Origin of the sequence: Mesorhizobium sp. M5C.F.Ca.IN.020.29.1.1 (genome assembly GCF_003997375.1) — a bacterium.
Classification (GTDB): domain Bacteria; phylum Pseudomonadota; class Alphaproteobacteria; order Rhizobiales; family Rhizobiaceae; genus Mesorhizobium; species Mesorhizobium wenxiniae.
Genome location: NZ_RZSW01000050.1, coordinates 10,001 through 19,677 on the forward strand (window position 1 = coordinate 10,001; position 9,677 = coordinate 19,677).

At 63.2% G+C, this 9,677-nt stretch carries 8 protein-coding genes (1 of these 8 cut by a window edge); 1 reads left to right on the forward strand and 7 read right to left on the reverse strand.

All coding sequences use genetic code 11. The features are described from left to right. Window positions 1-302, forward strand: partial view of a M23 family metallopeptidase gene (locus tag EOA85_RS06850; protein WP_164759525.1) — the 3' portion only. Its footprint begins 1,660 nt before the window's first position; 302 of the gene's 1,962 nt are visible here — the last part of the coding sequence; its start codon lies off the left edge, out of view; its stop codon occupies window positions 300-302. A gap of 26 nt (window positions 303-328) precedes the next feature. Here the strand turns inward: EOA85_RS06850 and EOA85_RS06855 are convergent, their stop codons facing one another. The 7 genes from EOA85_RS06855 to EOA85_RS06885 all read right to left on the reverse strand — a co-directional run. Then, window positions 329-1,894 (reverse strand): MFS transporter, encoded by a 1,566-nt coding sequence (locus tag EOA85_RS06855; protein ID WP_127208836.1) that lies wholly within the window; start codon window positions 1,892-1,894, stop codon window positions 329-331. Between the two features lie 184 nt (window positions 1,895-2,078). Next, on the reverse strand, window positions 2,079-3,545 hold the full coding sequence (locus EOA85_RS06860; protein WP_127208837.1) for a L,D-transpeptidase family protein: 1,467 nt from the start codon (window positions 3,543-3,545) through the stop codon (window positions 2,079-2,081). Window positions 3,546-3,796: 251 nt separating this feature from the next. Further along, window positions 3,797-4,162 (reverse strand): MmcQ/YjbR family DNA-binding protein, encoded by a 366-nt coding sequence (locus EOA85_RS06865; protein WP_127208838.1) that lies wholly within the window; start codon window positions 4,160-4,162, stop codon window positions 3,797-3,799. 43 nt (window positions 4,163-4,205) lie between these two features. Next, window positions 4,206-6,812, reverse strand: a complete 2,607-nt coding sequence (gene clpB, locus EOA85_RS06870) for an ATP-dependent chaperone ClpB (RefSeq protein WP_127208839.1) — start codon at window positions 6,810-6,812, stop codon at window positions 4,206-4,208. 225 nt (window positions 6,813-7,037) lie between these two features. Then, on the reverse strand, window positions 7,038-8,012 hold the full coding sequence (locus EOA85_RS06875) for a DUF4167 domain-containing protein (protein ID WP_127208840.1): 975 nt from the start codon (window positions 8,010-8,012) through the stop codon (window positions 7,038-7,040). A gap of 303 nt (window positions 8,013-8,315) precedes the next feature. Further along, entirely contained in the window at window positions 8,316-9,194 is an 879-nt protein-coding gene (gene prmC, locus EOA85_RS06880; RefSeq protein ID WP_127208841.1) for a peptide chain release factor N(5)-glutamine methyltransferase, read from the reverse strand. Continuing rightward, a partial coding sequence (locus tag EOA85_RS06885; protein ID WP_281033712.1) for a peptide chain release factor-like protein occupies window positions 9,187-9,677 on the reverse strand: 491 nt, incomplete at its 5' end. The genes EOA85_RS06885 and prmC, both read right to left, overlap by 8 nt.

The window sequence follows — 9,677 nt, forward strand, 5'->3', positions numbered from 1 at the left end:
AGACCTCCTACAATCACCAGAGCGCGTTTGCCAAAGGCATCGCGCCGGGCGTGCGCGTCCGCCAAGGCCAGACCATCGGCTTTCTCGGCCAGACCGGCCTCGCCACCGGTCCACATCTCCACTACGAGCTGATCGTCAACGGCACCAAGGTCGATCCGATGCGCGTTCGCCTGCCGGTCGGCAAGGTGCTGAAGGGCGACGACCTCGTCGCCTTCAAGCGCGAGCGCGGGCGCATCGATGATCTGCTCAAGCAGGAAGACAGTGATTCGCTGAAGGTCGCGAGCGCCAAGATCGAAGGCTGAGCTGACCTTGAAGCCTTCCGGGCTCCTCAGCTCTGCGGAGTCTCAGATACACGCGACCACGGCAGTCGTTCGCCGGAGACGGTCGTCCACGCCACGGTCGCCGAGAGCAGGCAAAGCAGCGCGGTCGCCAAGGCGACGGCTGCGAAAGCTGCATCGCTGGCGGCAAGCCTTGCTGCATCGAGATCCGGTGCCAGGCCCGCCGGCGCCGGTTCGCCGAAACCCGGAATGCCGGATGCGGCACCGCTATTCAGCACTGCCGCATAGACCCAGGCCGCCAGTGACCCCATCGCCGCCACTGCGATCAGGCCGCCAATGCGCGAGACGGCATTGTTGATTCCCGAAGCAGCACCCGTATCCTTGTCCTCGACTGCCGTCATCACCGCCGTCGACAGCGGCGACACGACCAGCGCCATGCCGAACCCCATCAGCGCCATCAGCGGAAACACTCCCCACCAGAAACTGTGGAGGCCGGCATAGGCCAGCAAGGCAAGCCCGGCAAAGCCGACAGCGACGACGAGACTGCCGCTGGCGATCGGAAAACGCGGGCCGATCCGGTCGGACCACTGGCCGACCGGCCCCGACAACAGGGCGATCAAGACCGACAGCGGCAGGAAGATGAAGCCGACCTCAGCCGCGCTCAGCCCCCATCCGGCGATCAGCAGCATCGGCAGATAGAACAGGTTGGCCGACAGTGCGAAATAGAGGAAGAAGGTCGCCACATTGGCGCCGGCGAAGGCGCCGACCCGAAACAGCGAGAGATCGATCATCGGTTCGCGCTGCCGGCGCTCGAAGACAATGAACATGATGAGCAGCAGCGCGCCGGCGGCGATGCTCGGGCCGGACATTTGCCCCTCGCCCTCTGCGCTCATCGAGGTCAAGCCGTAGGCAAGCGCTCCGAACGCCAAGATGGCGAGGGCAGCGCCGCCGAGATCGAGGCTGCGCTTTTCCGTCGGTGCGTCGGCCGGGACCTTGGCGAGCAGGAGGTAGATCGAGACAAGACCAAGCGGCAGATTGATCGCGAAGATCGCCCGCCAGATGCCGTCGTCGAAGGCCGACAAGACAACGCCGCCCAGCACCGGGCCAAGCGCCGTCGTCAGCGCCGAGGCCGCCGCCCAGATGCCGATCGCCCTGCCGCGCTCCTTCTTCGGATAGGCCTTGGCGATAATGGCGAGGCTGCCCGGCACCATGATGGCAGCACCGATGCCCTGAATGGCGCGAAACGCAATGAGCACCGGCGGGTTCGGCGCCACCGCGCAGGCAAGCGAGGCGGCAATGAACAGCGCGATGCCTGCCACAAAAGCATGCCGCAGGCCAAAACGGTCGCCGGCGGCGCCGCCGACAAGGATGAGTGCCGAAAGCGTCAGCGCATAGGAGTTTGAAATCCACTGCGCCTCGGCGAAACTGGCGCCAAGATCGACGCGGATCGCTGGTGTGGCGATGGCCAGGATCGAACCGTCGATGAAGCCGAGCGCCGAAGCCAGGATCGCCGCGATCAGCACGAAGCTGCGCCGCGATTGCGGGCAAAACGTATCGGCCGGCAGCGGCCTGGCCAGGGGGACGGCGTCGGCGCCGACTTCGCTTGGAGAACGCATTAAGCCTGCTTAGCCCTCCTATGCGCTGGCAACAACCGGCCAGAGGACTGCTGTCGTTGAAACCAGAACAGGATCGGCACTTCGATGCCGTTGGACCGCGGCTCCTTCACTGATTAATGCACGTGCCAAAAAAATCCTGCTTCCCGAGCCGCCCAGGGGTGTGCAGTGATTTGCGATAAGGCGCTCAGTCGATGAATTCCACCGTGACGCCCGGCGAGACGATTTTTGCCAGTTCGCGCGCGTCCCAATTGGTCAGCCGCACGCAGCCATGGCTTTCGGTTTTGCCGATCTTGGAGGGGTCAGGCGTGCCGTGAATGCCGTAGGTCGGCTTGTCCAGCGCAATCCAGACCGAGCCGACGGGGCCGTTCGGACCCGGCGGGATGGTCAGGATCTTGTTGTTTTCGCCCTGCTTGAAATTGATGTTCGGATTGTAGGTGTAGTTCGGATCTAACGCGACCCGCGACACCGCATGCGTGCCGGTGGGCGAAGGCGTGTCCGCCGAGCCGATGGTGGCTGGATAGGCCGCGATTAGCTTGCCCGACGCGTCATAGGCGCGGACCTGCTTCTTGCCCTTGTCGGCGATGATGCGCGCCACCGGCTCCGCCACCAGCCTGCCGAAATTGGCGACCTTGATGATCGTGCCTGGACGGTTGAAATTGGCTTCCGGATTGAGCGCCTTCAGATAGTTCTCGTCCATATGGAACCGCTCGGCCAGCGCTTCGGTGACGGAGGTGTAACTCAGCCGGTCGAGCTGCGCCTTCTGGCCGTAGTCTTCCGGCACCGAGGCGACATAGGGGCCGGCCGCATCCTCGGGCGTGATGCTGTAGGAGGCGAAGGCATCGCCGCCGGACTGCTCAAGGGCTGCCTGGATGCCGACCACATCGGTCGACCGAAGATTGCTGCCGGTGATCTCGTTGTAGGCGGCGAGCGCCTTGTCGACATTCGAGCCGAAGCGCCCGTCGACGACGCCGGGCGAAGCGCCGGCGCGGTCGAGCAGCACTTGCAACGCAGCAACTTCCTGTCGTGCACCCAGTGAAAGCGACGGATCGGCGACAGTCTTGCCGCCGATCTTTGGCGGCAATGCCGCCTGGTCGCCTGGGGCCGTCGGCTCGACGGGTTCGATCGAAGCCTCGTCGAGCGGCTGGCGCTTGACGGTGCGCGGCTTTATCGGCTGTGGCGCTTCCGGATAATCGTTGCCATAGCTGCCGTCATCGCGCGGCGCTTCGGGAAAAGTTTCCACCCAATTGTCGCTGTAGGGATCGTATTCGTCGACCGGTGGCACGACGATCAGGCCTTCCTCTTCCAATTGCCTGCGGCGCAAGCGCGCCGTGTCTTCCGGGTCGTCGAGATAATAACGGTCGTCCTCGACCGGTCCGAGATTGCGCAGGCGCTCGCGGCGGAGCGCGCGGCGGTCGAACCTGGTCTGCGGCGGCTGGATGGCGAGGACCTGGCCGGTTTCCGCATCGACGATGACGCGGTTTCCCCTGGCGTCGTAATAGACGTCGAAATCGCCGTTCTGGGCGACCAGCACACCACCGGCATTGGCCGCACGGGCAGATCGCGGCGCGATGTCCTCCGTCGGCGAGGCCATCGCGCTCGAAGAAAGCAGCCCGGCGGCGAGCGCCGAAAGGGTGAAGATCGTGCGGAACATGTTGGCCAAATTCTCCGGTCCGTAATTGCCGCCGCCCGGCGTTGTCTCTTTAGAGCGCCGCGCGTCCCTTCGGACGCGCAAGGACGCTCTAATAGTTAAAATCTTCGCACCAAGCTTTCCGAAAATCGAATTCGAAGTTCGGGGCTATGCGGCAGGCGAACCCCTTCGCCAGCAAATCAGTTGCCGACCATAAGGTTCCAACATGAACCGGGCATGAAGATGGCGGATTTCTGGCGATGAGAGCAACATAGCTAGCTGGCGGCGAGTCCCAATTCCTTGCGCGCCTGCTTCGGCAGCTTGAGCACGACAAGGCGATGGCTTTCGCGCAGATAGTCCTTCAGCGCGTCATCGTCCATGCTTTGGTTTGTCTGGCGCTGGATCCATTTCATGCCGCGTGACGCAAGATAGGGCGCGGGCCGAAGGCCCGGCTGTTCCTTCAAGATGTCATAAGCGATGTCGGAGCATTTGAAGGTGACGAACGGCTCCTTGCCCTTACTCCAACCGCCTATCGCAAAGACCTTGGCTCCGACCTTCCAGACATGGGCGCCGCCCCACTGGACGACATGGCTCGTCGACGGCAGCGAGGCGCAGAAGCTGTTGTAGTCATCCAGCGTCATCTGCGCCCCGCCGTTCAGTGTTTAATTATGTGGCGGCCTCGAATCAGGCCGCCGCCTCGGTCGCCACGACCGTCGGCTTCGAGCGGAAGTTCAACCGGTCGGAACCTGCGGTGACCTTGACGGTCGAGCCGTCAAGGATGTCGCCGAGCAGGATCTTCTCCGCCAGCGGGTCCTGCAGTTCCTTTTGCATCACCCGCTTCAGCGGCCGCGCGCCATAGGCCGGATCGTAGCCCTTGGCCGCCAGCCAGTCGATCGCCTCCTGGTCCAGCGAAAGCGTGATCTTGCGATCGACGAGCAGGTTTTCCAGTCGCTTGAGTTGGATCTCGACGATGCGGCCCATATCCTGCCGGCGCAGCCGGTGGAACAGGATCACTTCATCGACGCGGTTAAGGAACTCCGGCCGGAACGATACCCGCACCACGCTCATCACCTCGTCACGAACGGCATCGACGTCCTGGTTCTCGTTGAGATTGACCAGATATTCGGCGCCGAGGTTCGACGTCATGATGATCAGCGTGTTGCGGAAATCGACCGTGCGGCCCTGCCCGTCGGTCAGGCGGCCGTCGTCGAGCACCTGCAGCAGCACGTTGAACACATCCGGATGCGCCTTTTCGATTTCGTCGAACAGCACGACCTGGTAGGGCCGGCGCCGCACCGCTTCGGTCAGCGCCCCGCCTTCCTCATAGCCGACATAGCCGGGAGGCGCGCCGATCAGCCGGGCGACCGAGTGTTTCTCCATGAATTCCGACATGTCGATGCGCACCATGGCGCTCTCGTCGTCGAACAGGAAGCTGGCGAGCGCCTTGGTCAACTCGGTCTTGCCTACGCCCGTCGGTCCGAGGAACATGAACGAGCCGATCGGCCGGTTCGGATCCTGCAGGCCGGCGCGCGCACGGCGAACGGCTTTCGACACGGCCTGCACCGCCTCGCCCTGGCCGACGACGCGCTTGCCGATCTCGTCTTCCATGCGCAGCAGCTTGTCACGCTCGCCTTGCAGCATCTTGTCGACCGGAATGCCGGTCCAGCGCGACACGATATGGGCGACGTGATCGGGGGTGACCACCTCTTCGACCATGCCGACCTTGCCGTCTTGCGCCTCGGCCTGCGTCAGCTTTTTTTCGAGTTCCGGAATCTTGCCATAGGCAAGCTCGCCGGCGCGCTGGAATTCACCCTTGCGCTGGGCAATGGCGAGTTCGTTTCGCGCCTCGTCGAGCTGTTTCTTCAGGTCGGCGGCGAGCCCGAGCTTCTGCTTCTCGGCCTGCCACTTCGAGGTCAATTCGGTCGATTCTTCTTCCAGAGCAAAAAGATCTTTTTCGAGGCGGGCGAGCCGGTCCTTTGACGCGTCGTCCTTCTCGACCTTCAGCGCCTCACGCTCGATCTTGAGCTGCATGATGCGGCGGTCGATCTCGTCCAGCGCTTCGGGCTTCGAATCGACCTGCATCCGGAGCCGCGACGCGGCCTCGTCGACAAGGTCGATGGCCTTGTCCGGCAGGAACCGGTCGGCGATATAGCGGTTGGACAGCGACGCTGCAGCGACCAGCGCCGAATCCGAGATGCGCACCTTGTGGTGCTGCTCGTATTTTTCCTTCAGGCCGCGCAGGATGGAGACGGTGTCTTCGACGGTCGGTTCATTGACGAAGACCGGCTGGAAGCGGCGGGCAAGAGCGGCGTCCTTCTCGACATGCTTCCGGTATTCGTCGAGCGTCGTCGCGCCCACACAGTGGAGTTCGCCGCGTGCCAGCGCCGGCTTCAACAGGTTCGACGCATCCATGGCGCCATCCGCCTTGCCGGCGCCGACCAGCGTGTGCATCTCATCGATGAACAGGATAATGCCGCCAGCGGCAGCGGTAACTTCCGAAAGGACCGCCTTCAGCCGCTCTTCGAATTCGCCGCGATATTTGGCACCGGCGATCAGCGATCCCATGTCGAGCGCCATCAACTGCTTGTCCTTGAGCGATTCCGGTACGTCGCCGTTGACGATGCGCAACGCCAGCCCTTCGGCGATCGCTGTCTTGCCGACGCCGGGTTCACCGATGAGCACTGGATTGTTCTTGGTGCGGCGCGACAGCACCTGGATGGTGCGGCGGATCTCGTCGTCGCGGCCGATGACCGGGTCGAGCTTGCCGGCGCGGGCGTCGGCAGTCAGGTCACGCGCGTACTTCTTCAGCGCATCATAGCCCTGCTCGGCGCTCGCCGAATCGGCGGTGCGACCCTTGCGGACGTCGTTGATCACCTGGTTCAGCGCCTGTGGCGTCACGCCGGCCTTGGTCAGGATGTCGGCAGTCTTGGCGGATTTCTCGACCGCCAGCGCCGTCAGCAGCCTCTCGACCGTAACGAAACTGTCGCCGGCCTTCTTGGCCAGTTCCTCGGCGGTCGAGAACACCTTGGCCAGCGGCTGCGCCAGATAGAGCTGGCCGTTGCCGCCTTCCACCTTGGGCATCGCCTCAAGTGCCGTCTCGACGCCAAGCTTGACGTCGCGGACGCTGCCGCCGGCGCGCTCGATCAACGACGCGGCCAAGCCCTCGTCGTCGTCGACGAGCACTTTCAACATATGTTCGGGAGTGAATTGCTGGTGGTTGCGAGAGAGCGCCAAGGTCTGCGCGGACTGGATGAAGCCGCGCACGCGCTCGGAATATTTTTCAAGGTTCATCTCTGTCTCCTTCCGTCACCGGCCCGCCTTTGCGGCACCGGATCAGATTGTGGTGACGGACCCGCCCGTTCGAGCCGGGTCCTGTTCACGCGAGATATGGGGCGCAAGCCACGGACCCTCAAGACGTCCCAATAATGGTGAATGCATAATATTGCCCGGGTGCGCAAAACAAAAACGGCGGAGATTCCTCTCCGCCGTCCAAGAAAGTCTGAAGGCCTTGCTCGATCAGTTGTTGACGTCGATGATGGCAGGCTCGCCACCGGCGTCTTCCGCCGGCGCTGCATTCACGTTATCGGCGCCAGCATTGTCGTTACCGCCATCCACCTGATCAGCGTTGACGCGCGGACGGCGCGGACGCCTGGGGCGGCGGGCAGCGCCGCTTTCGGCGGCTGCTTCGTTCATCTCGGCCTGGGCAGCCAAAGCCGCCGGCGAAAAGCTTTCGAACTGCGGCGCGGGTTCGGCCACAGAAACCGGCTCGACCGGAGACACAGTTTCCGCCTGTATGGGCGTCTCGTTCTGTACCGGTGTCTCGTTGCGCCGGCTCTGATCGCCACGCCGGTTCTGATCGTCGCGTTGTCCGCCGTGCTCGCCGCGCGCACCAAATTCGCCGCGCTGGCCGCCGTTCTGGCCGTAGCCGCCATTGGGGCGACGGTCGCGATGGCGGCCGCCATTGTCGCGCCCACTATTGTCGCGCCCACCGGTATCGCGCCCACCGGTATCGCGATTGTCGCGGCCGTTTTCCTGGTTGAAGGCCAACTCGGCTGGCGTGCCGTCGATGACCGGCTGCGGGCCGCCACCGTGGTTGACCACCGGAGCCGCAGTCTCACCGACATTGCTGTTGCCGGCATTGTCGAACTCGTCGCGATCTTCGTCGCCGTCATCGTCGAAATCGTCGCGGTTCTGCTGAGCGCTCTGGATCGGCAACTGCGCCTGCGCGGCAGCGATGATGCGATTGTAGTGCTCGGCATGCTGGAGATAGTTTTCCGCCATCACCCGGTCGCCGGAGCTTTGCGCGTCACGGGCAAGGGTAGCGTATTTTTCGGCGATCTGCTGAGCCGATCCGCGGATCTTCACATCCGGACCGTTGCTCTCGTAGTTGCGCGTCAGGGGATTAGGGCCCTTGCGGTTATTGTTGTTGTTATTGCCGCCGCCATTGTTGTTGCGACCGCGCATGCGCCTGTTCTGCTGTTGTGGCCTCATTCGACTCTCTTCAATTTTGAATTTTCGAAAACTTTTTCACGAACGGAGGCGCCCATGCAGCCAGCCGTTTCGTCTCTTCACCGGCGTTCGCCCGCATCGATTGCGTTGGCGCCACGTGTCATCCTGTTCCGGTTACATCACTTGTCGGACGATTCCCGCACGAAGCTTGGGCGTCGTTTGCGCAAGAAGGCAGCTATTTCCAAGGAAACCGAATCGGTAAGAGCACTGCCTGCTTCGTCTCATCCGGTTAAGGCGACCCTAGCCGCATTCCCCGGCATTGCCAAGCGCTTTTTTCGCACTGCATCACGGCTTTGTCAGTTCAAAGATCAGAACCCTCTCGTTTCCGCCAAAGTCGCGGAATACCCCCGCCGGCACATAGCCGGCTGCGAAGAATATGCCCGTGACCTCTTTGCGTTGGGTGTGGCCGATCTCGACCGCAATCCTGCCCTCGGCTTCCAAAAAACCTGCCGCCTCGGCGGCGATGATCCTGTAGGGACTCAGACCATCCACGCCGCCGTCGAGGGCTTGGCGTGGATCGAAATCGCGGACTTCGTGCTGCAGATTTTCAATGTCTATGGATGCTATATAGGGAGGGTTAGCGGCAATTACATGGTATCGGCCAAAAACTTTTTCGAACCAGTCGGATTTGAGCACCTGGAACCGGTCGGCTAACCCCAATTCCCTGGCATTGCGCATGGCGGTTGCCAGCGCGCCTTGCGAAATATCGACACCGGTAGCGACCGCCGCCGGAACGGCGCTGAGCAGCGCCAGCGCGATGGCGCCGGTGCCGCTGCCGAGATCGAGGATGCGGCATTGGCCTTGCCGTTCCGCTGTCGCCTTCACGAAGGGCAGCACCGCTTCGACCAGCGTCTCGGTGTCCGGTCGCGGCTCAAGCGTTTCCGGTGACAGCGACAGGCGCAAGCCGTAGAATTCGCGATAACCCAGGATGCGATGCACCGGCTCGCCGGCGATCCGCCGCCTCAGGGCTGAATCGATCGCGGCAATCGCGCCGGCATCGACCCTGCATTCGGGATCGGCGATGGCTTGTGTGCGGGTCGTGCCGGAAATATGTTCGACGATCAGCCTTGCATCCAGCGCCGGATCGGCGACTGCGGCCGCGGCAAGGCGTGCCCGCGCCGCTTTCAGCAGTGGCCCTAACGTACCGGGCAGACTGTCAGCCATCGAGGCCGATATCGGCGAGCAGCTTCGACTGGTGGTCGGCAATCAGCGCGTCGATGACCTCGTCGAGTTCGCCCATCATCACCCGGTCGAGCTTATAGAGCGTCAAATTGATGCGATGGTCGGTGACGCGGCCCTGCGGGAAATTATAGGTGCGGATGCGCTCCGAGCGATCGCCCGAACCGACCTGCGATTTGCGCGATTCGGAGCGTTCCTCGTCAGCCTTGCTGCGCTCGATGTCGTAAAGCCTGGCGCGCAGGATCTGCATGGCTTTCGCCCGGTTCTGGTGCTGCGACTTCTCCGCCTGCACCACCATGATGCCGGTCGGCAAATGGGTGATGCGCACCGCCGAATCGGTGGTGTTGACGTGCTGGCCACCCGAACCCGAGGCGCGCATCGTGTCGATGCGGATGTCTTCGGCCCTGATGTCGATGTCGACCTCTTCCGCTTCGGGCAGCACCGCAACCGTCGCCGCCGAGGTATGGA